The organism is Chitinophaga barathri (assembly GCF_003807585.1).
Taxonomy (GTDB): domain Bacteria; phylum Bacteroidota; class Bacteroidia; order Chitinophagales; family Chitinophagaceae; genus Chitinophaga; species Chitinophaga barathri.
The window spans coordinates 15,172-40,162 of sequence record NZ_RMBX01000011.1 but is presented as its reverse complement, the minus strand read 5'-3'; the positions used below and the strand labels follow the sequence as shown (position 1 = coordinate 40,162).

The 24,991-nt window shown below is 46.5% G+C and carries 19 protein-coding genes and 1 tRNA gene; 8 read left to right on the top strand and 12 right to left on the bottom strand.

Going from position 1 to position 24,991, the window contains the following annotated elements:
• Positions 1-46: 46 nt before the first annotated feature.
• Complete coding sequence (locus tag EG028_RS19240) at positions 47-322, bottom strand: hypothetical protein (RefSeq protein WP_123864722.1); 276 nt, start codon at positions 320-322, stop codon at positions 47-49.
• Positions 323-471: 149 nt separating this feature from the next.
• Here EG028_RS19240 and EG028_RS19235 point away from each other — a divergent pair, with 149 nt between their 5' ends.
• From EG028_RS19235 to EG028_RS19210, 6 genes are all read left to right on the top strand, one after another.
• The gene (locus tag EG028_RS19235) at positions 472-1,422 is read left to right on the top strand and encodes a toprim domain-containing protein (RefSeq protein ID WP_120517951.1); all 951 of its coding nucleotides are present in this window, start codon (positions 472-474) and stop codon (positions 1,420-1,422) included.
• Positions 1,423-1,535: 113 nt separating this feature from the next.
• Positions 1,536-1,919: a plasmid mobilization protein gene (locus EG028_RS19230; protein WP_120517950.1), complete on the top strand. Its 384-nt coding sequence runs from the start codon at positions 1,536-1,538 to the stop codon at positions 1,917-1,919.
• Positions 1,907-3,220: a relaxase/mobilization nuclease domain-containing protein gene (locus EG028_RS19225; RefSeq protein ID WP_120517949.1), complete on the top strand. Its 1,314-nt coding sequence runs from the start codon at positions 1,907-1,909 to the stop codon at positions 3,218-3,220. Before EG028_RS19230 ends, EG028_RS19225 begins: the two co-directional genes overlap by 13 nt.
• 5 nt (positions 3,221-3,225) lie before the next feature.
• Positions 3,226-5,223 carry a conjugal transfer protein MobC gene (gene mobC / locus EG028_RS19220; RefSeq protein ID WP_120517948.1) on the top strand — a complete coding sequence of 666 codons (1,998 nt, stop codon included), beginning with the start codon at positions 3,226-3,228 and terminating at the stop codon, positions 5,221-5,223.
• Positions 5,224-5,496: 273 nt separating this feature from the next.
• Positions 5,497-7,200, top strand: a complete 1,704-nt coding sequence (locus tag EG028_RS19215) for an ATP-binding response regulator (RefSeq protein ID WP_120517947.1) — start codon at positions 5,497-5,499, stop codon at positions 7,198-7,200.
• A 126-nt stretch (positions 7,201-7,326) separates the two neighbouring features.
• Positions 7,327-8,334, top strand: a complete 1,008-nt coding sequence (locus EG028_RS19210) for a terpene synthase family protein (RefSeq protein ID WP_120517946.1) — start codon at positions 7,327-7,329, stop codon at positions 8,332-8,334.
• Here EG028_RS19210 and EG028_RS19205 read toward each other — a convergent pair.
• A complete protein-coding gene (locus EG028_RS19205; RefSeq protein ID WP_120517945.1) occupies positions 8,331-9,032 on the bottom strand; it encodes a response regulator transcription factor in 702 nt (233 codons plus the stop codon). The two genes, EG028_RS19210 and EG028_RS19205, sit on opposite strands and share 4 nt — an antisense overlap.
• 354 nt (positions 9,033-9,386) lie before the next feature.
• On the opposite strand from EG028_RS19205, the gene EG028_RS19200 reads away from it, so the two are divergent.
• A complete protein-coding gene (locus EG028_RS19200; protein ID WP_120517944.1) occupies positions 9,387-9,674 on the top strand; it encodes a hypothetical protein in 288 nt (95 codons plus the stop codon).
• A gap of 2 nt (positions 9,675-9,676) precedes the next feature.
• Here the strand turns inward: EG028_RS19200 and EG028_RS19195 are convergent, their stop codons facing one another.
• Complete coding sequence (locus EG028_RS19195) at positions 9,677-10,063, bottom strand: hypothetical protein (RefSeq protein ID WP_120517943.1); 387 nt, start codon at positions 10,061-10,063, stop codon at positions 9,677-9,679.
• Between the two features lie 68 nt (positions 10,064-10,131).
• Positions 10,132-10,629, bottom strand: coding sequence for a hypothetical protein (locus EG028_RS19190; RefSeq protein WP_120517942.1), 498 nt, complete (start codon positions 10,627-10,629; stop codon positions 10,132-10,134).
• Between the two features lie 380 nt (positions 10,630-11,009).
• Between EG028_RS19190 and EG028_RS19185 the strand changes: the two genes are divergently transcribed.
• On the top strand, positions 11,010-11,828 hold the full coding sequence (locus tag EG028_RS19185) for a competence protein CoiA (protein WP_120517941.1): 819 nt from the start codon (positions 11,010-11,012) through the stop codon (positions 11,826-11,828).
• A gap of 225 nt (positions 11,829-12,053) precedes the next feature.
• Here the strand turns inward: EG028_RS19185 and EG028_RS19180 are convergent, their stop codons facing one another.
• The 8 genes from EG028_RS19180 to EG028_RS19145 form a co-directional block, all read right to left on the bottom strand.
• Positions 12,054-13,346 carry a helix-turn-helix domain-containing protein gene (locus tag EG028_RS19180; protein ID WP_120517940.1) on the bottom strand — a complete coding sequence of 431 codons (1,293 nt, stop codon included), beginning with the start codon at positions 13,344-13,346 and terminating at the stop codon, positions 12,054-12,056.
• Positions 13,347-13,515: 169 nt separating this feature from the next.
• A complete protein-coding gene (locus tag EG028_RS19175) occupies positions 13,516-14,739 on the bottom strand; it encodes a site-specific integrase (RefSeq protein ID WP_120517939.1) in 1,224 nt (407 codons plus the stop codon).
• 259 nt (positions 14,740-14,998) lie between these two features.
• A tRNA-Ser gene (locus EG028_RS19170) sits at positions 14,999-15,083 on the bottom strand.
• Between the two features lie 399 nt (positions 15,084-15,482).
• Positions 15,483-16,895 (bottom strand): efflux transporter outer membrane subunit, encoded by a 1,413-nt coding sequence (locus tag EG028_RS19165; RefSeq protein ID WP_120517938.1) that lies wholly within the window; start codon positions 16,893-16,895, stop codon positions 15,483-15,485.
• 16 nt (positions 16,896-16,911) lie between these two features.
• Positions 16,912-20,085 (bottom strand): efflux RND transporter permease subunit, encoded by a 3,174-nt coding sequence (locus tag EG028_RS19160; protein WP_120517937.1) that lies wholly within the window; start codon positions 20,083-20,085, stop codon positions 16,912-16,914.
• Between the two features lie 82 nt (positions 20,086-20,167).
• Positions 20,168-21,361: an efflux RND transporter periplasmic adaptor subunit gene (locus EG028_RS19155; protein ID WP_241559171.1), complete on the bottom strand. Its 1,194-nt coding sequence runs from the start codon at positions 21,359-21,361 to the stop codon at positions 20,168-20,170.
• Positions 21,362-21,688: 327 nt separating this feature from the next.
• Entirely contained in the window at positions 21,689-22,582 is an 894-nt protein-coding gene (locus tag EG028_RS19150; protein WP_120517936.1) for a helix-turn-helix domain-containing protein, read from the bottom strand.
• Between the two features lie 75 nt (positions 22,583-22,657).
• Positions 22,658-24,769, bottom strand: coding sequence for an endonuclease MutS2 (locus EG028_RS19145; protein WP_120517935.1), 2,112 nt, complete (start codon positions 24,767-24,769; stop codon positions 22,658-22,660).
• Between the last annotated feature and the right edge of the window lie 222 nt (positions 24,770-24,991).

The window sequence follows — 24,991 nt, the reverse complement described above, 5'->3', positions numbered from 1 at the left end:
TCCGCTAATTTAAGACGAAAGCCGCGAGCGTGCGGCTTTCGTCTTTTTACTTATGCAAAACTTTGAGTTTTTCGGCAAGCGCCTTCATTCCTGCTTTTTCCAGCCAGTCATTAGAAAACTCCAGCAACTGCTCGGCTTCACCTGGAATATACGCGAGCAGCGTTTCACCGTCCTGCTTGTCGCGCCTGACTGCCTGCTCAATCACCTGGCTCAGCAACAGCACGAACCTTCTGGTGGGCTGATAATTTAACTTCACCGGGTCGTTCATTCCCGGCCCGCACATTAAGGTATCGTATACCTTGGACAATTCACTACTTGTCATTTTTCACCTCCGCTTTTTATTATTCAAACTCACGGAAGTAAAGGTATCACAAAGCCCCCTGTTTTACCTCCTTAGTTTTTGAGGGGGTCAAGGTATTGTACAGCAGCTTGCCTAGCTTCGTATCACTGACGTGAAAATGAAAATGTGATATGGAATTCAGAAACAACAAGCCTACCTGTGCGGAGCTTAAAAAAATTGACATGGTAGATTTCCTGGCAAGCCTGGGCTTCTACCCCGATCCTCAAAAAAGCAGGGGAACAAACCACTGGTATCATTCTCCTTTGAATCCCCCAGACAACTCCCCCTCTTTCAAAGTTAATTCTGCATTGAACACCTGGTATGACCATAGTATCGGCGCCGGGGGAACATTGATCGATTTCGCAACGCGCTTTTTCAATTGCTCAGTATCTGAGCTGCTCTCCAACTGGGGAAATGACTTTTCTTTTCACCCGCAGCAGCATATACCTGTGACATCAGGCTTACCTGCTGAACAATCGGCCATAAAGGTGTTCGAAACACTTCCGCTGCAACACCCTGCCTTGCTCCAGTACATTTCCAGCAGACAGGTATCAATTGAACTTGCCAAACGGTACTGTCAGGAAGTTCATTTTGAGCTGCTGGGCCGCCACAACTTTGCCGTCGGTTTCGCAAACTCTGCTGGGGGCTTTGAACTGAGAAATAAATACTTCAAAGGCTCCAGCGCACCGAAGGCCGTGACGGTGTTGAACGCGGAGAACGGAGATACCCTGAAAGTGTTCGAAGGATTCTTTGACTTCCTGAGCTACCAGCACCTGATGCAGCTTTCAAAACTTCCACCCCAGGACTTCCTGATCCTGAACAGCCTGTCTTTTTTTGAACAGTCCCGGCCATTCATGGAGACATACAAGCACGTCGAACTATACCTGGATAGCAACACTCCCGCACGAAGGATTACCGAACAGTTCATAAAGGAAAATCCCTGTTACGCAGATCAAAGCTACTTCTACCGGAAATTCGATGACCTCAATGATTTTCTCTGTAATTCTTCCCGTATCAATAAACGAATTCCAGCATTACCGGAATATATACCGAGAAATTCTAAAAAAAGGGGGATATCCTGACTTCGCGGAATCCCGCAAGATGTCAGGTTGTATCACAACCTATTTCGATTGATGCCCCTACCTCCGAAGTCGGGGGCATTTATTAACATTCCGTCCACCGTGAAATTGAAGAAATGAAGAGAGAGAACAGGACAAAATGGGTACACGTAAGGCTTACGGACGCTGAACTTTTAACCTTACAGGAGAGTTTCAAAAAGACTACAGAACGCAGACTGAGCAGCTACGCCCGTAACATTTTGCTGGCGAAGCCGATGATCAAAGGTGTGCGGAACAAAAGCGCCGAGGACATGATGCAGCACTTCGTACAGCTGCTGAAAACCCTCAATGGCATTGCCAATAACTACAACCAGGCCGTCCATAAGCTACACCTGCTTCATCAGGACGCGCAGTATAAATCCTGGTTATCCTGTTACGAACAGGACCGCCGGAAACTCCTGAGTGACATCGAAACGATGAAGGATTTTATGAATCAATCCGTTTCAGTATGGTTGCAGTGATCAATACCGGCTACTCCATTCGAAGTACGTTCCTGTATAACGAGAACAAGCTGGATGCCTTTATCATAGGCGAAAAAGGGGAGAAAATACCGGCTGCCACGCTCCTTGATGCTGCCAACTACCCGATGGAACTTAAAGCCATGGGGCAGGGCCACCGACTGAAAGTGTTGCTGCGTATGGCCGAACGGAACCCGGAAGTCGAAAGAAACAGCGTACATATTTCACTGAACTTTGCTCCCGATGAGCACCTTTTCAGGCAGCATTCCAGCCCGGAAGAACAGGCCGTGGCAGATGAAAAAATCCGGGCAATTGCAGCTGAATATATGGAAGCCATTGGCTTTGGTCAGCAGCCATACCTGCTCTACCGGCACCACGATGCCACTCACCCGCACCTGCATATTGTTACCGTGAAAGTGGGTGCAAACGGACGCAGGATCGACACGCAAAACATAGGAAAAACCCTTTCTGAAACCGCACGAAAAGCCATCGAGGCACGGTACGGATTGGTGCGGGCAGAGGACCACAAACGAAGTGTTTTTCAGCTAAAACCCGTGGATGCAGCGAAGGTAATCTACGGAAAAACGGAAACCAGAAGGGCGATCTATAACGTGCTTCAGTCGATATTATACCGCTACAAATACACATCAATTGCAGAGCTCAATGCTGTTCTCAATCTTTATAATGTTCAGGCGGATACCGGCAGCGCAGATTCAAGAATACTCGCTCATCAGGGCCTTCAGTACCGCATCCTGGACGCTGCCGGGCAGCCGGTTGGTATACCGATCAAGGCCAGCCTCTTCCATTTCAAACCGACGCTCAAAAACATCCGCAAGCGGTTCAACCCAAACCGGGAGGAACGTATACCCCATGCCGAACGGCTGAAATACCTAATCGCCCTATCCATTAAAAAAACTCCGGGCGCCTATTTCCGCGACTTTAAAAAGTTACTGAAAAGATCCGGTGTCGATCTGACAGCACGCATAAATGAAAGCGGTAGGCTATATGGAATTACCTATGTAGATCATAAAACCAGGTGCGTGTTCAATGGCAGCGACCTGGGAAAAGAATATAGCGCCAACGCCATCGCAGAGAGATTTCCGCTCATCGCCCAGGGGAAAACTATCGGTCATCCCGCTCTCTATCCCGCTCCGCCGCAGATCAATACGCAGCAGGAACCTGCCGAGCGCGACCTCTGGGAAATCCTCTCTTCCAGTGAATACGTATCCTCCTACACGCCTGTGGAACTCCGCGGCAAAAAGAGAAAGAAGAAAAAACGAAACCATCATTTACCTAATTATTAACCATTATGGCACACCAAACCGGCGAAAACGAGCAGGCGCTTCGCAAAATACTGGACATGACCAGGTTCATCAGTATCGTAATTCTTATCCTTCATTTCTATTATCATTTATATACAGTTTTTGAATTATGGGGGCTCACCTCGGCTTTCGGTGACCGGTTATTGCAACATGTAAGTAATACCAGCCTCTTCAGATCCTTTCACTTTTCTAAGCTCGTTTCACTGGCATTCTTAGGGATATCCCTCCTGGGTGCTCGCGGTCGCAAATCGGAAAAACTGAACTATCAAACTGCACTTGCATACCTCATCAGTGGCCTGATCCTGTACTTCGCCAGCTACTTTGCACTCTATGTTTCAGCAGCAGCCGACCAGCTGGCACTACTCTACATCACCTGCTCATCGCTTGGTTTTTTGCTCTGTATGAGCGGAGGCACTTTGCTCTCACGCATCATTAAAAGCCGGTTCAGCAACAAAAACATCTTTAACCACGAAAGCGAAACCTTCCCCCAGCAGGAAGAGCGTCTGGACAACGAATACTCCATCAACCTGCCCATGAAATACCGCTTGAAAAACAAATGGCGGACAGGCTGGCTGAATATTATCGCGCCTTTCCGAACCTCTTTAGTCTCAGGTTCGGCAGGATCAGCAAAGACAAGCGGGGTATTGCGCTTTTTTATATCACAGGGGCTGGCAAAGCCAACACCCTTCACCATGCTGGTCTATGACTTCAAATTTCCTGATCTTTCCCTGGTTGCCTACAATCATTTCCTCAAAAACAAACATCGCTTTCCCGGAAAGCCTGATTGCATTTTCATCAACATCGATGATCCCTCCAGGTCGCATCGGGGTAATCCTCTGGAGCCGGGAAACATGCTGGACATTACCGATGCCATTGAATCTGCAAGGACGATACTACTAGGATTAAACAAACAGTGGCGGACTAAACAGGGCGATTTTTTCGTGGAATCAGCTGTAAACTTTGTGACGGCAGCCATTTGGTTTCTCCGAAAATACCGGGATGGAATATATTGTACCCTTCCGCATGTTATAGAATTTATCCAGCTGGAGTACGATGACCTGTTTAGTTTATTACAAAGTGGAATAGCGAATGAGGTAATGCCTTTCGTAAATCCATTTCTGAATGCCTACCTCGCTGATGTCATGGAACAACTGGAAGGACAGATCGCAAGTGCAAAGATTGCGCTTGCACGGCTGGCTTCCCCACAATTATATTATGTCCTTACGGGCAGTGATTTCAACCTTCAAATCAATGACCCTCAGCACCCGCGCATTCTATGTCTGGGCAATAATCCACAAAAAACGCAGATATACGGCGCTGTTCTTTCCCTCTTCACCAACCGCGTTTTGAAGGTCATCAATAAGAAGAATAAGCTACCCTGCATGGTGCATCTGGATGAATTCCCTACCCTGGAAGTGGATATCCTGCCAACTTGTACCACCGGTCGGGCAAATCTCAATGCGGTCGTTTTAGGGTTGCAGTCTGTACATCAGCTGCGCAGGGAATATGGTAAGGAAATGGCTGACGTAATCATGTCCATCGCCGGAAATTTGATTGCCGGGCAGGAAACCGGCGATACCGCAAAGCAACTATCAGAACAAATTGGCAAGATCATGCAGGAAAGGGAAAGCCTCTCCATCAGCGATTCCGGTACGTCCGTCAGCCGCAGCAAACAACTCGATTATGCCGTTCCGCCATCGAAAATTTCACAGCTATCTTCCGGGCAATTTGTCGGTGTGCTGTCCGATCTCCCGGCACAAAAAGTTGAATTGAAGGCGTTCGACTGTGAGCTGATGACGGATTATGATGCCATCAACCAGGAGGAAGCTGGCTACCAGCAGATCCCGATTATCCGGCAGGTTGATCCGCAAATGATCCAGGCAAACTATCAGCAGGTCATTCAAGACATTAAAGAAATGGCAGAAATGGAGATCAGTCAAATGCTGGCCGATCCTCGCCGGGAACACCTTGTGATTCGAAAATAAAATAGGCCAGCATCTTCTGCTGGCTTAACTAAACCAAAATATAATACACCGGCTTGCTGTTAACATCTCGTTATAAAAAAATTCAGCACCCTAGTTCCTACGCTTGTGTACCTGTATGCCGAGAATCCTTAACAGGTAATGTGTTACCACAAATTTCTATACAAACATCTTTGTCGAAATAACCGTTCCATTCACATTTGATTAACATTATCAGAGCAGTATTCTGCCTACTTTGGATTCGATACTGGCTTCTATTACTCATTACGAAGTGTTATGGCTTTTGAAGATTTGTTAAGAGATACCCCCCTTACTGCCGAAGATCCCGGCGCTAGGCAGCAGAAGAAAAGAATTATTTCCGCAGTAAATCTGCTTGCAATTACTACAGGCTTCATTGCACTTATTTTCGGACCACTGCTCGGAAGCGAAACTTCTCATCGCGTAATTACGATACCGTCTATCTTAGAAGGGCTACTCTTTTTGTCTGTCCCATTTTTAAATTTTCACAAAAAACATAGGTTTGCACTCGCATTCCTTTACCTGCTGCATACTTTGGCCATAGGTTACTTTTGCGTGGTGCTCGGCCCCGAAACTAACCTTACTTCCTACGTGGTTTTCCTCCTGGTGGCCGCATTTATGCTTTTCAGCAACGTCTACCTTCTACCAGCCGCAGTATCACTGAACGTGTTTATGGTTATAGCTGTTCTCATCATACAGGATTCCAAAATCGTCGAGCCCATAACTTTGACCATGCAGAATATACGGACGATGAACATCTTATCCAATCTCGCTATCATATTCCTTACCGCTTCCCTCCTTTATACCTACACCCAGGAAAGGCGTCACAACGAGCAGCTGATCTGCGAGGCAATGGAGGAAAAGGATTCCTTTATAAAAGGAACGACCCATGAATTACGCGGATCAATTCAAATCATGGGCCTGGTTTTGGAATCTGCAAATCTCACCCCAAACGGAAGCCTTGTCCTGACAAACAAAGAGTATGAATTTGCCAATCACGCAGCAATTTCTGCGATGCAAACCATAAATGAAATTCAGGATTGGTCGCTCATTCAGGCTGGAAAAGGCAACGAAATCACCTTGTCTGTAATAAATTTGCACGATTGGCTCCATGGCACCAAGGCATTTGAGAAACTGAGAAAAGGTCAGGTGACCGTATATCCTGATTATTCTTCCGCCCCCGAATGGATCGTCACCGACCGCATAAAATTAACTACCCTGCTTCAAAACCTGATCATGAATGGGGTAAAGTTCGCTAAAGAAACTGTGTTTATCGTCGCGGAACTCGACCAGGAGGGAAAACTGATCGTAAGGATAACAGATGACGGTCCTGGAATCCCGGAAGCACAGGCCACTGACATTTTCAAACCTTTTATTTCCACCCCCAACCAGGCGTTCAAATCCACCGGGCTTGGCCTCGCTATTGCGATGCACATGAAGCAGGCGCTCAGGGGAGATATGTCACTGGAAAGCGATCCTGGCCTGGGTGGTACAACGTTCCGTGTATCGATTCCGATCGAAATTGCAAGCGCTTTCGAGATTCCAAACAACCAGGAAATTGATCTTTCCGGTAGTGATATCCTACTCATTGAGGACAATACCATGCAGCGGATGCTACTCACCAAAATACTGCGGAGCAAAGGCATCCTGGTTAGGGATTTTGCCAGCGTCTATGAGGCCATTCGGGCGATCAGGGAGAATAGACCGGACCTGATCATCTCTGATATTGAGCTCCCAAAATTCAGTGGCTTTGAGCTCCTGGCTTCACTGCGACATGACCAGGAGTACAGGGAAATCCCTTTCATATTGACCTCCGGGAATAAAATCCATCCCGAAGACCTTAAGCCCTACGATCAACATATTACCGGTTTTATATTAAAGCCCTTCGCCGGTTACCGCCAGATCAGCCGGGAAATTCAGCGGTTACTCTCGCCCAAAGAACTCCACAAATCTGTATCATAACCAAACACCAACTGTATTTGTTAATCTGGAACCCTGCGGCATCGCCGCGGTGCTTTTGTTTATGTTTGGGTTCAAAGACACATACAGACAGTCATCTCCAATTTCGTAACCCGATAACTTTACTTGATGGAGCCTATCCAGATCCCCGCATTATATTGCCCTACCGTGCCGCTCATTTCCCCTTTCGTCAACCAGACCATTCCCAAAATTTCGTCGTGGCTCCGAAACTATAATTTATTACCTGAATCCGAAATCATTCATTACCAACAGCAAGGTTTTGTACACATGACCAGCAGGTTTTACCCGGCAATTTCCAGGGCAAGACTTGAGATACTAAGTAAATTTTATACCCTTCTTTTTATTTCAGACGATCAGTTGGATCATGTAGAAAATTTCAGGAACGCCGAATTTTGGCGTGAATTCGCAGGCGAATTTATGGCCGTCGTTGCCGGGCAAAAAAAATATACCTTTCAGGACGGCAACCCTCCGTTAGCGGCGCTGACCGATTTATGGGCGGAAATGCGTGAACTTTCTACTTCGTCCTGGCAGGCTCAATTTCAAACGAGCTTATGGCAAATGTATAAAGCCGCTTTTTGGGAAAATGATAATTTGGCAAGTGGCAAGCGGATCAGCCTTCATGAATATATGACTGAGCGGCAGTACCTTGGTGCTGCGAATATTGCGACTGATGCCATTGAATTTGCCTATCCTTATTTGAATTTGTCACAGGAAATAAAAACAAACATTCAATTTATCAGGGCAACCGAACTGTGCAGAAATACCGTTTGCTGGGCGAATGACCTTTTCAGCCTGGCAAAAGAATTGGAACATGGGGGTGCTCATAACCTTGTATTGTTACTCAAAAATTCGTCAGAACTGAATTTTGAGGAAGCCATCGATGAGGCTGTGAAAATTCATAATCTCGATGTCTTAGAAATGATCATGCGCTCAAAAGAATTAAAAGCCACATTTCCGTTAAATTTTGAAATTTCAAAATACCTGGAGGCGCTGCTCCAAATCATGAAAGGAAATATTGACTGGAGTATAAATGACACTACTCGCTACTACAATTTTTTATACGCAGGTGTGTCCTCGGGCGCGAAAGCTACTTATGAAGTACGGGCTTTCAGTTAGCCCTCCGGCACTTCCAGTTTAAATCCAGCCCCATGAAAGGTGATGATTTTTATTTGAGTATCCACGCCTAAAACCTTCCTGAGCTTCACCAGAAGCACATCCATACTGCGTCCCATAAAATAATCATCCTTCCCCCATACATTATATAAAATCTCCTGCCTGCTCAGCTTTTTATTTACATTTTCACAAAAAAACCTTAGCAGATCACCTTCCTTTTGTGTGAGTGTAAATAACGCTGTTCCCCTGCTGTTTTGAATTTTCAGGTCATTATAATCGAAAAAAATATGGCCTATTTGAAATACCTTTTTTTTATCAGCATTCAGTGGTCGGGTTCTTTTTAAAAAGACCTCAATACGCAATATGAGTTCCTGAATACTACAGGGTTTTGTAATATAACCATCACAACCATGGTTATAACCACTGATCTTATCTTCATCCCGGCCTTTTGCAGTCAAAAAAAGAATGGGGATCAAGTCATTTCGCTGCCGGACCTGTTTTGCCAGGTCTAATCCGTCACACTTCGGCATCGTGATATCAAAGAGGCAAATGTCAGGAACTGACTTCTGGAATGATTTCCAAGCTATATCGCCATCTGAGCAGTGCGTCACTTCATATCCGGCTTCCGTAAGACGCTGTTTCAAAACAAGGCCAAAATTGTAATCATCCTCCGCAAGCAGAATTTTTGCTTTTACCTCCATGGAAAAAAAATTGAGAATCAACACTTAATGGTGCTTACAATCTTTGTTTTATGATGAGGCATCTGATCATGGGTCCGTATCCATGTACATTCGCCTAAACCTGGAGCATACACCTCAAAGGTTTCATTAAAAAATAGCTCAGAGCTGTCTTTTATGGGTCTGATCAGAACATAAACTACAAAAATGTAACGAAACGATGAGAAAAATGTGTCTTTAAGATACTTGAATTTAGTCAAAATGACAAATAATTATTACAATATGACTACACTAATGCATCATTTTGACACATTTTAATGGTCAAAATGACTAATTTTTATGAGGAAGGGGCAATCTATATCTATTTTGCTTTAGTAAATGAAAGACAAGCGTTATCAAACTGTTTTCAAACTGATCGAAGGCGGCCACATTAAAAGGCTGGCTGACATTTTTGACACCATTCCGCGCTCAGTTTTAGCAAATGACATGCATAAAAACAAGGATGGCCTGGATTCAAAAATGGCTGACCAGACAAAGTTTTCCCTGAAGGAGCTCAGCATGATCGCACAACTTATAGGTGTGCCTCCGGAAACAATTGTAAATATTGTAATGCAGGATTTAACGAGATCAAAGAAATGGCCCACATCGAATACGCCAGTTAAATAAGATCATCGCTTCACCCGTTTGAGGATAAAAACCGTCTGCACTCCATTAAGATGATGGACCACACGGATCTTTGGAGGAAGATCAATGCCGAAAGCGGCCTGAAGTTCTTTAACAACAAAAAAATCTTTGCGATTGCCATTCTCATTTGCCGGATAAAAAGCAAGTTCCTGATTCTCACCCAAAACTCCTTTTTCAGCAATAAAAAGTTCTGACACCCCTGTTTTCAAATTCTTAGTGCGAAGCTCACTAGCCGCCGGGTATCCGTCAGCTAGTGTAAATCTTATTTGCACATTATTGAACTTGCCGTTGAAAAATACCGCTTTATATGCCTTCTGCCCTATCCCCGAAAAAGGGAATAACACTAGGGCAACAATAACCAAACCTTTCATAACGATAAATGATCATATAAATGAGCATACTAATTTCGTAACAGAAATCAATATTACCAAATATAGGTTTACCGTCCTGATTTCCTTTTCAGCTCAGCAATAAACTTTCGATGCTCGCGAGAAGTAAAGGGTTCATTAAAACTACGTGACAAATCCACAGACTTCACTGGCCAGCCCATAACCCTTTCCTCAACGGGAATAGGGCTTTTCCTTTTTTCCAGACGCCACTTGATCGTGTGACTATAGCGCTTATCAAAAAAAAGTAGTTTGGTCTTAACCTCATCCAAATCAGAGGCCACATCATTTTCCATATCGCGGCTTACCAGCATTGCGCTTCCAAAAACCGGCAATTCGTCGTTACATCCGTCCAGGATGAAAGCATGTTGCCCATTTTTTTTATGAGAAATGTCTACCATCAATAGATCCCTTTCAAAAATGCAGCCACACTTTATCCGCTTCCACTTCAACAAATTTGAAATTTCCTTTCTAACCATTCGTCCTGGTTTTGAATTTAAAGTAACGATTCTCGCTGTCCTTAAAGCCGGATTGATCAAGATACCTTTCATAAGTCTTACTTCGTTTTTGTGGTCCTATCCAAAAAGAAATTCCGGCACACGACCATGCCGGAAGAATCCTAGTCTCAATTGAGTACTATCATATTTCTACACATTAAATCTTACTGATTTCCAATCAGCAAGACCGGAACGAAAAAAAGGATATTTTCGAAATAGTTTTGTTAATGAGTAGTTACCAGAATATTTTTCAGCTCCTCTTTCACCCTTTTGTTCCACACCTGCTTTTGTAACATTTTTTTGTTATAATACCTGGCTTGTTAATTATTCAAATAAATATTATTTTTAAAAAAGGTATTTAACAGACGCCTGCCACACACCGTAATTGAAAGTCAATGATATATTAATTTTGTTACCCTTTATTCCAGATCAGTATGCGCTTTGCTTTAATTGATAATTTACGCGTTGAGGCTAATCCTGGATTAAAGGGAATATGTCCCGGATGCGGACAGCCTGTCCTAACAAAATGTGGAACGATAAGGGTTCACCATTGGGCGCACCAAAGAACTGAACTGTGTGACAGTTGGGGAGAACCGGAAACAGAATGGCATCGCTCATGGAAGAATAACTTTCCGCACTTATGGCAGGAATGTTTTATGCGGGATGTACTAACAGGTGAGAAACATATGGCTGATGTACGAACAGATCATGGCCTGGTCATAGAGTTTCAGCACTCGCACCTTAAACCACAAGAGCGTATTGCCCGAGAGAACTTTTATAGGGACTTAGTTTGGATAGTTGATGGCACACGCCTTGTCAATGACTTTCCGCGCTTTCTTAAAGGGCAGAACCAGATTCAACCTACTGGCAAGTCGGGAATTTTCCATGTTTACGATCCAGCGAAATGTTTTCCTTCAGCATGGCTCAGTAGCTCGGTCCCTGTTCTTTTTGATTTTCTAGGTGGTGGACAATTAAATAATCCTTTAGATAGTAGAAACCAGCTTTATTGCTTATTTCCTATAAAGGTGGGAAGAAGGGCAACACTCGCACGAATACCTCGCAGCGCTTTTATAAAAACGGCCATAAACGGTGATTGGTCAGTCAGGGTTACCGGCATTATGAAGGAGTTACTAAAAGGCAAGGAAGATTGGGATAACCAGGAAGAAATAATACGATCGGCATGGCAGCTGCAAGAATCAGAAATAAAGAGATTTAGTGAACGGTTAGGGTATGGAAAAGGCAGACGCTTCTAATTAGGTTACAAACAGGGTCTCCTTTCCAGCACCTGAAAAACAGTCTAAATTTAAAAAACGGGGTCAAGCCAAGCGGCTCTTCCCCGTTTATAACGCTCTCGGGTCAAAAGTAGCAATTTCTATAATAAGTCCGGCTATAATGGGTGGCAAAAAATTTCCTTTGCAATTTAAAACTATCCCCCAGCCTTAAGAATAAAACCCATGGCGCTTACTAAACTTTATATATTAATTGTAATCTATGCCTGAACGTCTTTTCAATATATTGGAAAGGATTGTGTTTCCGTAGTACTCACCGTCATCTTCAACTTCTTTATAAGCCCGGAAATAATCAAATATCAGATCAGGTATGAGGGGCCGGGGGGATATTTCAATAATTTTAGTAACCAAGTCCTTATCGGTATTGAATGTATAATCAGCAAATTCTATGTGGCCCAAGTTTGGGCATTCTGCCAGTTGCAGGAGCAGGTCAAGTTTTTCAAGCGGCAGGGCGGCGGTTCCACTTCCTATAAGTTTTCCAAGTGCAGATCGTATGGCATGTTCATCGTCTTCCATTAAACCAGTCTTATATTCTTCCAGTCCTGCTGCACTAAGATGAATGCCATTCAGCAGCCCTTCATATTCCTTCCTAAATTCCTGAATAATACCATCATATCTTGCCTGACTGGTTTGGAAGATGGCGGCATCCTTATTGATCTTGGGATGTGTGTGCTTGTTGTAAATCCATTGCTGATAAGTGCCGATACTGACATTTTCCTGTACCTTGCGTAACTCTTCCCAATTTAATATACTTTCCAGGATAGCCTTTTTTGTATTTTCTTCCTGGTTGATCGCCACATTATAAATTAAGTCCAGATAAATACCTTTATCATTGGGGGCATAGCATAAATCTGCATCTCCAATCCGAGTGAATACCGTTGAAAGCTCCAAGCTGTCGGCGTGATCGGGATCGAAAAAAACGAAGAAAATAAATTCTTTTTCAAAAGTAAGGAACGGGAAACGGAAACAAGTGTTCTCTATGTTAGTTATGATGGTCCTGCTCAATTCTCCCCGCTCCCTGATGGTATACTCCCCACTCATAAGCACCATTCGAAAAATGATCTCTTCCAGTTCTTTTTTGTCCGGTGAGAATAGGAAATCCTGGAAATCACAGTCCATTCCCATTTCGCTTCTCAATCCATTAGGAAATGCAACGCCATTGTTAATTGTCTTTCCGCCATAGGTTATACGGTAGCGTACTTTATAAATCTCCGCAAACTGGCGTTCAGTGAGATCCCAACCAATTTTTCTTACCACTTCCTTTATCGTCAGTGCAGGGTCATCGGATTTGTATTTATGGGCCAACTCCATCTTCCTTCCGGTCAACCAGTCTCGTGGTGTAGATCCGACTGCACGTTTGAAATCCCGGTTGAATTTATATGCTGAAACTTTGAAGGGATTCCTTACCTCGTCGACTTCCTTAATGGAAATCCTTTCGCTGTTCCGCTCCATATATTGAATAATTTTTTCTATGTAATTCATGCTAACTTTTTGAATATGTTATTGACACACAAAAATACCCATTTCATTACCGTCAAAAAAGGAAGTCTATGAGCAATTTAGGAAGTCTGCGGGCAAAATCATCCCCTTCTACAATAAGTGTAAGACTATATTCTTGCCAGATTAGCATATCTGTCCGATCGAATTATGATTATTGCACATTACGCAGTGTATTCCTTAGCATCTTCATTTCATTTGCAATTTTCATATCCACAACTTTACCATAATGCTGCGTTTGTCTTATCGATTTATGCCCAAGCATACGCGAAACTGTTTCCATTGAAATGCCATTTGCTAATGCAACCGTAGTCGCAAATGTATGTCGGGCAGTGTGTGTTGTGGGTTGTCGCGTAAACCCGCACAACTCCCCTATTTCCGTCAAATATGCATTCATTTTTTGATTGCTCGGAACGGGAAGCGCAACACCCTTTCTTCGAACGCTTTGTTTTATTCCGTAGCGGTACAAGATTTCCCTGGCTTCCGGCAGTAACAATACGGAACAAGGCGTACCTGTCTTTTTTCTCCTGATTCTCAGCCACCATTCACCTTCCATACTTTTCTGAATGTTAGTCCAGGACAGTCGCTTAACATCGGCATATGCCAACCCTGTATAACAGCTAAAGATAAAAATATCCCTCACATGCATCAGTCTTTCACAATGCAGGTTTTTGGATCGCATTTTTGCAAGCTCCGCGGAGGTCAGGGGCTCCACTTCAACCTCAACCTTCTTCATGCTGAACAGCGCGAACGGGTCAGATTTCAGCCAATTCCTTTTTACACAATCCAGAACGACAGTTTTGAAAGTGGTTATAAATTTAACAGTCGTATTGTTTTGGCAGTTTTTCTGAATTTTAAGCCATTCGGACAATCCTTTTACAAAATCATAATCAAGTTGCTTAAGCTCCATATCCTCAACCTGATATTTTTCTTTTATGTACTCCCTCACATATCTAGCGGTCCTTTCGAATCGATCAACTGTATCCTTGGCGTAGTCTATCCCAACCAGTTTTCTTGCCGTGGCGTTGTACTGATCATAAATTTCCATTATCAGGTATTTCTTTTCATCAACCCCTAATAGCCGATTCTTTAAAACAGTTGCGGTTATCGCAATATCATTATCAAGAAGCTCCTTTCTTATGCGATAAATTGAACTGGTAATTGATTCTAAAAAACCGTTTAAACTTCGTGCGTCCTGGCTTTTGCCCGTCATGCACTCATTCTTTTGATCCCAGCACCCGAGCTCACACGTCCGCTTTGTGGTAAATTCAACTTGTACACCTTTGACAGTAATTCGGCAATAGACATACCTTTTTTTGATCGCTGGGTTTTTGGGCTGCTTTAAAAAGTACAGCAGACTGAAACTTGTTTCTAACATAACACTCCAATTTTAATTGTATAAAAATCGGATTGCTGCTATGCAAGATCAAGATGTCCATGCATTAAACATGTTGATTTACAATTAGTTACAACTTAATTCGTGCGTCTTTTTTGTGAAGCACAGGTGCCACGAAATACGCACGCCAATATTGTCAGTTATTGCAAATTTTGTCACCCTTGTAAAAACAAAAAACCCTGTAAATACTAGTATTTACAGGGTTTTTGACTTTTGAATACTTTGAAGTACCCTATTTCAGCGGAGGAAGAGGGATTCGAACCCCCGGACCTGTTACAGTCAACAGTTTTCAAGACTGCCGCAATCGACCGCTCTGCCATTCCTCCGGCGCAAAAGTATAAATCCGGTTGAATTTAAAAAAATTATTTTTCGACAGTGCCTTATAAAAAATCGGAAACTCAATACTACAAAGGGTTACAGAGGACAAAAAAACACCCGCCCACTTCTTTAAGCACTACAAAACAGCTCACGCTCTTATTCCACGGCATCCCCGCAGTTTAAAAATCAGGGAATATCGTACAGCCTTCCCTGCTGCGAAACCGCTTCAATCCCCCGCATAAAAAAACCGGCAAACCGCTTTTATCGCTAAGTCTGCCGGTACAACCTGATGTTCATGAAGAAAGATAACCAGTGACAGATGACAGTTGCCCTTGCATTCTTCCGTTAAACCTGTCTGTTGATCCGAAAATTAACAACTATCACCTGTCATCGGTTTCCCTCCTCTCTTATTGAAATCCACCGCCCAGTGAGCGGTAGAGGTCTACCATTGCGGTAAGGCGCTGGCGCCTGATGTCCACCTGTGTAAGTTCTGCCTGCAGGCTGCTGCCCTGGGCGCTGATCACTTCCAGGTAGTTTGCCAGGCCGCTGCGGAACAGCAGGCGGGCGTTGCTCACGGCCTGCTGCGTGGTCTGTAAACGCGCACCGGCGATATCCTGCTGGCCCTGCAGCTTGTCCAGCTGTATGAGTGCATTGGATACTTCCTGTACGGCTACCGTTACGCTCTGGCGGAAGCGGATCACCGCCTGGTCGCGCTCCACTTTGGCTACTTCCACGTTGGTTTTTAAACGCCGCTGCTGGAAGATAGGCTGGGCGATACTGCCCGCTACGGTGCCAAACAGGGAGTTGGGCATGGAGAACCATTTGCCGATCTCGTAGGCGTTCAGGCCACCGTTTGCGGTGAGGCTCAGGGCGGGATACATAGCTCCCTGTGCTGCGCCTACATTAGCATTGGCGGCTTTCAGGCCAAGCTCGGAAGCTTTTACGTCCGGGCGGTTGGCGATCACCTGTGCCGGGATGCCCGTTTGCAGGCTGTCCCAGATAGGATAAGCGTCCAGTGTGCCGCCGCGGGTAACGCTGCCGGGCATCTGCCCCATGAGGATGCGGATGGCATTCTCCTGGATGGCGGCGGCCTGTTCCAGCTGTGGTATCAGCAGCTCTGCGTTCTGCTTCTGCGCCACGGCCTGCTGAACGGCCAGCTCTGTAACCTCGCCGGCTGTTTTCTGCATTTTGATCATCTGAACGATGGTATCGCTCAGGAACACGTTTTTCCGGGCTATCTGGAGCTGTGCGTCCAGCATCAGCAGGTTGAAGTAGCTGTTCGCCACATTGGCGATAATGCCGGTCTGCACGGCCTTGGCAGCCTCAAAGCTCTGGAGGTAAGTGGCCAGCGCAGATTCTTTCTGCCGGCGGATCTTACCCCATATGTCTATTTCCCAGGTGAGGCCTACGTTGAGGCTAAAGTCCTCGATGTGGCTGGTCTTCAGGAATTCATTCAGGCTCACGCCGTTGAGGCTGTTTTTGGAGGGGATAGTGGTATTACCCGTGGCGTTGGCCGTCAGGGAAGGCAGCAGTTGGGCTTTGGCCTGTTTCAGGTAAGAAGAGGCGGCATCTATCCGCTTCAGGGCTACCTGCAAGTCAAAGGTGCTTTTCAGCGCTTCCGTGATCAGGTTTTGCAAAGCCTGGTCCGGGAAAAACTGCCTCCACTGTGCATTGGCGATGGAGCTGTCCGCGGTGGCGGTGGTGCTGCCGAACTGAGCCGGCAGCGCCACTTCCGGCCGCTGGAAATCTTTACCCACTTTGCACGCGGCCAGTGAAGCCGCGGCCAGTATTACTGTGATATATTGAAATACTCTTGTCATTGTGCTTGATTTGTCTTTATACAGTTGCTTCTTCCAACTCTTCTTCCATCTCTTCTTCATAGACCCTTAAACCAGGACGGCCGGTTATTTTTTCCTGTAAGAACTGGAATATAACATACAGCACAGGAATAATAAATACACCTAATATTACACCGGTCAACATGCCGCCGATGGCGCTATAACCAATTGAATGGTTACCCACCGCGGACCCTTTCGACACAAATACCAGGGGTATCAGGCCTACGATAAAGGCGAATGAAGTCATTAAGATGGGGCGCAGCCTGGCTCTTGCCCCGGCCAGCGCCGATTCAAGAAGCCCCATGCCGTTGCGTCGCCGCTGCACGGCAAATTCCACTATCAGGATGGCGTTCTTCGCAAGCAAGCCTATCAGCATGATCATACCAATCTGTACATAGATGTTATTGTCCAGACCGGCAAAACCGATGAAGGCAAACACACCCAGGATACCTGTCGGGATGGTCAGGATAACTGCGAGCGGCAATACATAACTTTCGTATTGCGCTGCCAGCAGGAAGTATACGAATAAGATACTGAGCAGGAAGATGTAGATCTGCTGGTCGCCGGCGCTGATCTCTTCGCGGGTCGCTCCGGTCCATTCGTACCCATATCCTTGCGGCAATGCCGTTTTTGCGGTCTCCTCAATGGCTTTGATCGCATCGCCCGTGCTATAACCCGGCTTGGGCGTACCATTGATGGTTACGGCATTGAACATGTTATTACGGGTCACCGTTTCAGGACCGTATACACGCTTGAGCGTCACCATCGATTTTACCGGCACCATCTCACTCTGGCTGTTCTTCACGTAAATACCATCCAGCGAGTGAACGTCAGTACGATAAGGTACATCAGCCTGCGCTACCACCCGATAGTACTTTCCAAAACGGTTAAAGTCCGAAACATAACTGCTGCCATAATATATCTGCATGGTCTGCATCAGATCGCTGACAGATACACCTAATTGTTTGGCCTTAAAATTATCCACTTCTACCTTATACTGGGGGTTACCCGCGGAGAAGGTGGTGAAGGCCGCGCCAATCTCTGGTCTTTGCATCAGGGCGCCGATAAAAGCCCAGGCATTATTACCCAGCTGGTCCAGCGGGCGCCCCTGCTTATCCTGCAGCATGAACTCAAAACCGCTCACGTTACCAAAGCCCTGCACCGTAGGGAAGTTAAAGAAGAAGGCGCCGGCATCTTTCAGCTCGCTCGCCGGCCCGTACATCATGCCGGTGATATCGTCAATATTATCTACGTCACCTCTTTCGCCTTTTTCTTTCAGGCGTATAAACCCTGCGGCATAAGGAGATGCGGCGGCATTGCTGATGAAGTTAAAACCGTCCACCGTCCAGGTATGTTTCACCGACGGGAATTGGCGAAGGCTCTGGTCTATTTTTGACGTAGACTTATGCGTTCTGTCCAATGAGCTGCCCGGGGGCGTGTTCAGCGCATATAATACGAAGCCCTGGTCTTCCGTGGGAATAAACCCGGTGGGTGTTTTTCTTACCAGTATAAAAGCTATGATGGATACAATGGCCAGCAGACCGATGGCAATCGCTTTCCGTTTGATCAGGAAATTAAGGCTCCCGATGTACCGGTTCGTCATAGAGCGGAAACCGGCGTTGAAGGCATTAAAGAAGCGGCTTCCAAATCCGGTCTTCTTGCCATGCTCACCATGTTCAGGTTTTAAGAACAAGGCGCACAGCGCAGGGCTCAGCGTCAATGCATTGATCGCCGAGATCATGATAGCAATGGCCAGCGTAAATGCAAACTGCCTGTAGAACACACCTGCGGGGCCCTGCATAAAACCAACGGGTATAAATACCGCCATCATCACCAGGGTAATGGAAATAACAGCTCCTGATATTTCATCCATTGACTTCAGGGTAGCTTTTCTTGCCGGCCATCGTGTTTGTTCCATTTTGGCGTGCACCGCTTCCACCACCACTATCGCATCATCCACCACGATACCGATTGCCAGTACCAGGGCGAACAGGGTTAGCAGGTTAATACTGAAACCAAATAGCTGCAGGAAGAAGAATGTACCTAAAATGGCCACCGGTACCGCAATTGCAGGGATCAGCGTAGAACGGAGATCCTGCAGGAATATGTATACTACAAGGAACACCAGCAAAAACGCGATGATGAGCGTTTCACGAACCTGGTGTATAGAGGCGTCCAGGAAGTCCTTGGCGTTGTACATCACCTCCGTCTTCACGCCGGTAGGAAGAGTAGACCTGAAATCCACCAGCAGATGCTCAATGTTATCCAGTATCTCATTGGCGTTGGATCCGGCCGTTTGAATAATAGCAAAACCAGCGGCCGGCTTGCCATCCAGCAGGTTGTTCGCTCCGTAGTTGAGTGACCCGAATTCTATACGGGCCACGTCTTTTAAGCGAAGCATGGACCCATCGCTGTTGGCCTTTATAACAATATTTTCATAGTCTTCATTCAGGCTCAGCTTACCTTTGTATTTCAATACAAATTCAAAGGTTTCCGCGCTGTTTTCGCCCAAACGGCCCGGGGCCGATTCTATGTTCTGATCCCTGATCGCATTCAATACCTCCTGCGGGGAAAGGTTATTGGCCGCGAGGCGGTCGGGCTTTAACCAGACACGCATGGAATAGTCCTTGGCGCCGAAGATCTGTGCCTGGGCTACGCCGGGTACACGCTGGATCTGGGGGATCAGGTTGATCTTGATATAGTTTTGGAGGAACTTTTCGTCGTATTCTTTAGGGTTTTCGCTATACAATCCCATGAACATGATGAAACCGTTCTGCACTTTCTGCGTGCTGATACCTGCCGATACCACCTCTGCGGGTAACTGGCTGGTGGCTTTGGATACCCTGTTCTGCACGTTCACGGCAGCGATATCAGGATCGGTCCCCTGTTTGAAATAGACCGTCAAAACCATACTGCCATCGTTGTTGGAGTTGGAGGTCATGTAGGTCATGTTCTCCACCCCATTCACCGATTCCTCTATCGGGTTAGCCACGGAACGGGCTACCACTTCGGCGTTAGCACCGGGGTAGACGGCCGTCACCGTCACACTGGGCGGCGCGATGTCCGGAAACAACGTAACAGGCAGGGCAAAATATGATATGATGCCCAATAATAATAGAATTATGGACACTACCGTAGAAAGGACCGGCCTTAATATAAATGTTCTTAACATGATGAATTCACTTTTTAGATCGTAAGCAAAACTGATTTTTGCATGCCATACTTTACAAATAAAGCATCGCCTGTTACTTTACTTACAATGATTTTGACTTGAGCACACTATCCGCCGATACCGGCTGTGGTGTGATTACAGCGCCGTCCTTCAGGCTGCCCGTACCGGACAAAACGATCTTTTCGCCCGCTTTCAGTCCGTCGCTTACAAAATAAAGGTTAGCTGTTTTTCCGGAGATGCGGATAGGCCTGCTGGCTACTTTATTGCTATCAGCTACGGTATATACCAACACTTTGTCCTGTATCTCGAATGTAGCTTCCTGCGGTATCGTAATGGCGGCATCAACTTCCCGTGCGAATCTTACTTTCCCTGTGTTGCCCGTGCGCAGTACGCCGTCGGCATTAGGGAAGCTGGCTCGGAAGGTGATCGCGCCGGTCGTTTTATTGAATTGTCCATCTACTATTCCAATTTTCCCTTTTTGGGTGAACGTACTGTTATCGGCCAGTATCAGTTCTACAGCAGGTGCATTCTTCAGTTTCTCTTCAAGCGTCTTGCCCGGAAAGTCGTTCTTGAATGTGATGAAATCCGCTTCGCTCATTGAAAAGTAAGCGTACATTTCATGTACTTCGGAAAGCACGGTAAGTGGCTGGGCATCGATGTTGCTTACGAGGGCGCCTACTTTATAAGGAATCCTTCCTATGTAGCCGCTCACCGGTGCAGTGACCAGGGTATAACCTACATTGATCCGCGCGCTGCCTACAGCAGCCTTAGCCTGCGCCAGAGCAGCCTTCGCTACCTCATAGTTTGCTTTTGCGGTTTTCAACTGTACGTCAGAAACTACGTTGCTGGCAACAAGCGGGCTCAGGCGGTCCACTTCAACCTGCGCCTTTTCAACGTTAGCCTCTGCGGCAAGCTGGTTAGAACTGGCGCCGTTCAGTTGTTCGGCAAATACTTTCGGATCAATTTTAAATAAAGGCTGCCCTGCTTTTACATAAGCGCCTTCATCCACATAGATCTTTTCCAGATAGCCGGCTACCTGCGGGCGCACGTCTACATTCACCTTTCCTTCCAGCGAAGCGGGAAATTCCAGGTAAGTAGTAGCCGGGGCCGAAGCAACTACCATCACCGGCAGCTGCGGGGGGCCTTGCGGAGGTGTGCTTGCCTGGGGAGATGAACAGCCATATAATAATACAGCCAACATCATGATGCCAAGCGAGTAACCAAGTGGCTTATGTGTGATCATTTTTAGTTTGTCTAATTTTAATACTGGTTTCATACTTCGGTTGTTTATAGAAAAAAGTTTAGAAAGTCCACCCCATGTTGCATTCCGTAAACGAAAGGCAATGAGCTATCAGTCAGGGCATAACGATCCCTGTGTATTCAAAACATGGTGTGAAAAAAGGAAGACTGTTAATACTGCCTGGGCTTGCAGTATGCATTACTGTAACTTAATGGTTCCCGTTATTAATATTGCTGAGATATTTCAAACGGAGCTGTTACGGTTAGGTTACATAAGTTTCATCGTTCGTAGTATTGATGCGTTGCAATTGACAATGCAAATGTAAAAAGTATCCTGATATCTTTTACGTTCCGAATTGCGGTATTAATTGTACTTTTCGCGGATGGTTCGCTGAAACAATGCCGGGGTCAATCCGGTGTGTTTTTTAAAGAACCTGGAGAAGTATGCATCGTCATCAAAGTTCAGTTCCCCCGCAATCTGCTTCACAGAGTGCTTTTGCCAGAACAGCAGGCGTTTGGCCTCCATGATCCGCTTGGCATCTATGATTTGTTTGGCGCTCCGCCCGATGGTGTTTTTTACCGTATCGTTCAGATGGCCGGGGGTTACGTGCAACATCTCGGCATATTCCGCCACCTGCACTTTTTCCCTGAAATGCTCGTCCACCAGTATTTTGAACTGGATGCCCAGCCCGTTGAAAGGCGCTTCGGAGCGGTATATCTCCGTGCTGCCCGTTTCAGGCCTGGCTATGCGCCCGCAGGCGATGATAAAGGCGCTCAGGATATGGCGCAGTACTGCTTCTTTCCTGGGTTTGTCGCTACGGAACTCATGCAGCAGGATACGCGCGAAGCTGAGCACTTCCTGCAACTGGTTTTCTTCCAGGTGAAGGATGTTATCTTTAAATACGCACTGCCAGCAGCTGAGCACCCCGAGCGTTTCCGTCACAAGGAAGTCACGCGTGAAATACATGGCCAATACTTCCGCGTCTGAACTGCGGTCGTGCTGGTGGATCTGCTCCGGTTCCAGCATAATGATGGCCGGGGCGTTGATGGTATGTTTTTCAAAATCGATGTACTGGGTAACGCTGCCTTTCAGCAGGATATCTATGGTATAACCGTCGTGGCGGTGCGGAATATCAAAGCCTTCCCAGTCTATCTCGCGGAGATTGGCCAGGTGTATCAAAAACTGGGAGCCCTCTTCCGCATAGGCGGAATCCTGCACGGTTACGAGCGGTATATGATTGAATTTCGTCAGTTGCATGGGATGTGTGTTTTATCGGTTAAAATGATCCCTGTGCCCGGGTTTTTCTCAATAAAGAGGGCTGTAAAGATACGTTTATTCTGCTTTTTGCCGTTCCTCCACCAGCACCAGGTCCGCGATCTTCACCTGGATGGGTATGTTGCCGATCTGTACCACCGCCACTTTGCCACGCAGCTCTTTTATTTTTCCTACCTGGTTATTCGTCCTGATCTTTACCTGGTCGCCCACTTTCACCTCTCCTTTCAATTCCACAAACTTATCCTGCACCTTCTTCTTTATCTTTTCGTTAATTGCCTGGCTCTTGCGGTTGAACAGCAAGGCTTCCGCCTGTCTGATCACTTTCTGTTTATCCTCGTTCTCCGCCCGTTTCCACTCTATCACGATCTGCTTCAGCTTGCGTTCCATGTCCTTGAGGTAGCTCAGGTCTTCCTCCTTGATCTTGTTCTGCAGCTTCTGCAGCGTGTATTGCTGCTGTACACGTTCTTTGTCCGAGAGTATCTCGTATTCCTTTTTCAGGCGTTCGTTTTCTTTGAGCAGCTTTTGCAGCTCCTTTTCGCGGCTTTCCACTTTCTGGAGGTCCTGCTCGGCTTTGTTGAGCAGTTTGTCCAGCCTGAAATGCCCTTCATCCACCAGTTTCCTGGCGCGGTTGATCAGCCCCTGGTCCAGCCCGATGCGCTGCGCGATGCTGAAGGTGTACGAGCTTCCCGGCTTGCCGATCAGCAGTTTGTACATAGGCTGAAGGTTCTGTTCGTCAAAGCCCATGGCCGCATTTACGATGCCTTTCACTTTACCGGCCATGATCTTGAGGTTCAGGTAGTGGGTGGTGACGATGCCAAAGGCATGTTTCCGCGCCAGCTCTTCCATGATCACCTCGGCAAAAGCGCCGCCCAGGTTGGGATCGGAGCCGCTGCCCAGCTCGTCTATAAAAAAGAGCGTTCTGCCGTTCGCGTTTTCCATGAAGTGTTTCATGTTCTTCAGGTGCGAACTGTAGGTGCTCAGCTCAAATTCCAGGCTCTGCGTATCCCCGATGTGGATCATCACCTGCCTGAAAATGCCCAGCTGGCTGGTGGGGTGCACCGGCACCAGCAGGCCCGCCTGCAGCATCAGCTGGATGAGCCCTACGGTTTTGAGGGTTACGGTTTTACCCCCGGCATTCGGCCCGCTGATCACCAGGATGTGATGATCCTTGTCCAGCGTCATATTAACAGGGATGGTAGGCTTGTTCTGCTTGCGGTTATACAGCAGCAGCAGCGGGTGATAAGCCTCCACCAGGTGTACCTGCGCATGGGGCATCAGCATGGGGAAATTCCCGTTGATATCCAGCGCCAGGCGTGCCTTTGCCCTGATAAAATCAAAGATGCCGAGGATCTCATGGTAACCGTTCAGCAAAGTGTGATGGCTGGCCAGGTTCGCCGTAAGCTCGCGGAGTATCTTGTATACCTCGCGCTGCTCATCCCTTTCCAGGGAATGTACGTCGTTGTTCAGCTGAATGGTTTCCTCCGGCTCCAGGAAGGCGGTACGCCGCGTGTCCGATTCACCGTGAAGGATCCCCTTCACCAGCCGTTTCTGCTCGGCAAATATGGCCACTACCCGGCGCCCGTTGAGAAAACTTTCCTCAATGTCCGCCAGGTAGCCCTGCTTCTGCAATTTGGAGAGGATGCGGTCAAACACCTTTCTCAATTCGTTCCGTTTCCTGAACAGCTGCATACGTATCCTCGCCAGCTCGGGGGTGGCATTGTCCCTCACCTGCCCGGCTTCATCCAGCACTTCATCTATCAGCGAAACGATCTTTTTTTCGTAGTGTGTATGTGAAATGACCCCATACAAAGCTGCATAGGTCATTCGTCTGTCGGCATCAAAAAAACGTACGATACTGTGCATGCTTTCCGCGAGTTTGCGGATGAGCATGAACTGTTCTCCCGTCAGCACAGCGCCCTGTATATCCAGCAGGCGTAGTTCCTGCTTCAGGTTCAGCACATAGTCATTGGGGAAGTGCACCTGGATCAGCACCAGCTGCTTATATTCGTGCGCCTGCTGCAGCGCGGTTCTAACGTAGTCGATGTGTGTATGCAGTCGCAGCTCTTCGGCCATTTGCTTGCCCAGCTCCGTTTTGCAATGCTCCTGCAATAATGTTCTTACTTTGTCAAACTCCAACTGTACCAGCGCCGACTCTGGAAAATATTTCACCTTTTTGTCAATTTTAATTTAGTGGCTGCCGGCCCGGTGCAACCTTTTTTCCTTTTTTCGTTCCGCAAAGTTGGCCTATCTCCCGGAAATGCTCAAAACCGATTGATCAATAAACGGGTATGAATGACAAATGCGGTTCATCATCCGTCTTTTCTCAAAAGAATGTTAAAGTTACTTAACTTGTTGATCCAAAGCACCAGGGATATCGTAATTTGATATATA

Bases quoted from the DNA above. Each gene is read 5' to 3' on its own strand.
- EG028_RS19200 (WP_120517944.1), top strand. From the start codon at position 9,387: ATGAAAGACAAGCGTTATCAAACTGTTTTCAAACTGATCGAAGGCGGC.
- EG028_RS19225 (WP_120517949.1), top strand. From the start codon at position 1,907: ATGGTTGCAGTGATCAATACCGGCTACTCCATTCGAAGTACGTTCCTG.
- EG028_RS19230 (WP_120517950.1), top strand. From the start codon at position 1,536: ATGAAGAGAGAGAACAGGACAAAATGGGTACACGTAAGGCTTACGGAC.
- EG028_RS19185 (WP_120517941.1), top strand. From the start codon at position 11,010: ATGCGCTTTGCTTTAATTGATAATTTACGCGTTGAGGCTAATCCTGGA.
- EG028_RS19205 (WP_120517945.1), bottom strand. From the start codon at position 9,032: ATGGAGGTAAAAGCAAAAATTCTGCTTGCGGAGGATGATTACAATTTT.
- EG028_RS19165 (WP_120517938.1), bottom strand. From the start codon at position 16,895: ATGACAAGAGTATTTCAATATATCACAGTAATACTGGCCGCGGCTTCA.
- EG028_RS19190 (WP_120517942.1), bottom strand. From the start codon at position 10,629: ATGAAAGGTATCTTGATCAATCCGGCTTTAAGGACAGCGAGAATCGTT.
- EG028_RS19210 (WP_120517946.1), top strand. From the start codon at position 7,327: ATGGAGCCTATCCAGATCCCCGCATTATATTGCCCTACCGTGCCGCTC.
- mobC (WP_120517948.1), top strand. From the start codon at position 3,226: ATGGCACACCAAACCGGCGAAAACGAGCAGGCGCTTCGCAAAATACTG.
- EG028_RS19215 (WP_120517947.1), top strand. From the start codon at position 5,497: ATGGCTTTTGAAGATTTGTTAAGAGATACCCCCCTTACTGCCGAAGAT.
- EG028_RS19235 (WP_120517951.1), top strand. From the start codon at position 472: ATGGAATTCAGAAACAACAAGCCTACCTGTGCGGAGCTTAAAAAAATT.
- EG028_RS19180 (WP_120517940.1), bottom strand. From the start codon at position 13,346: ATGAATTACATAGAAAAAATTATTCAATATATGGAGCGGAACAGCGAA.
- EG028_RS19175 (WP_120517939.1), bottom strand. From the start codon at position 14,739: ATGTTAGAAACAAGTTTCAGTCTGCTGTACTTTTTAAAGCAGCCCAAA.
- EG028_RS19160 (WP_120517937.1), bottom strand. From the start codon at position 20,085: ATGTTAAGAACATTTATATTAAGGCCGGTCCTTTCTACGGTAGTGTCC.
- EG028_RS19195 (WP_120517943.1), bottom strand. From the start codon at position 10,063: ATGAAAGGTTTGGTTATTGTTGCCCTAGTGTTATTCCCTTTTTCGGGG.
- EG028_RS19150 (WP_120517936.1), bottom strand. From the start codon at position 22,582: ATGCAACTGACGAAATTCAATCATATACCGCTCGTAACCGTGCAGGAT.
- EG028_RS19155 (WP_241559171.1), bottom strand. From the start codon at position 21,361: ATGAAACCAGTATTAAAATTAGACAAACTAAAAATGATCACACATAAG.
- EG028_RS19240 (WP_123864722.1), bottom strand. From the start codon at position 322: ATGACAAGTAGTGAATTGTCCAAGGTATACGATACCTTAATGTGCGGG.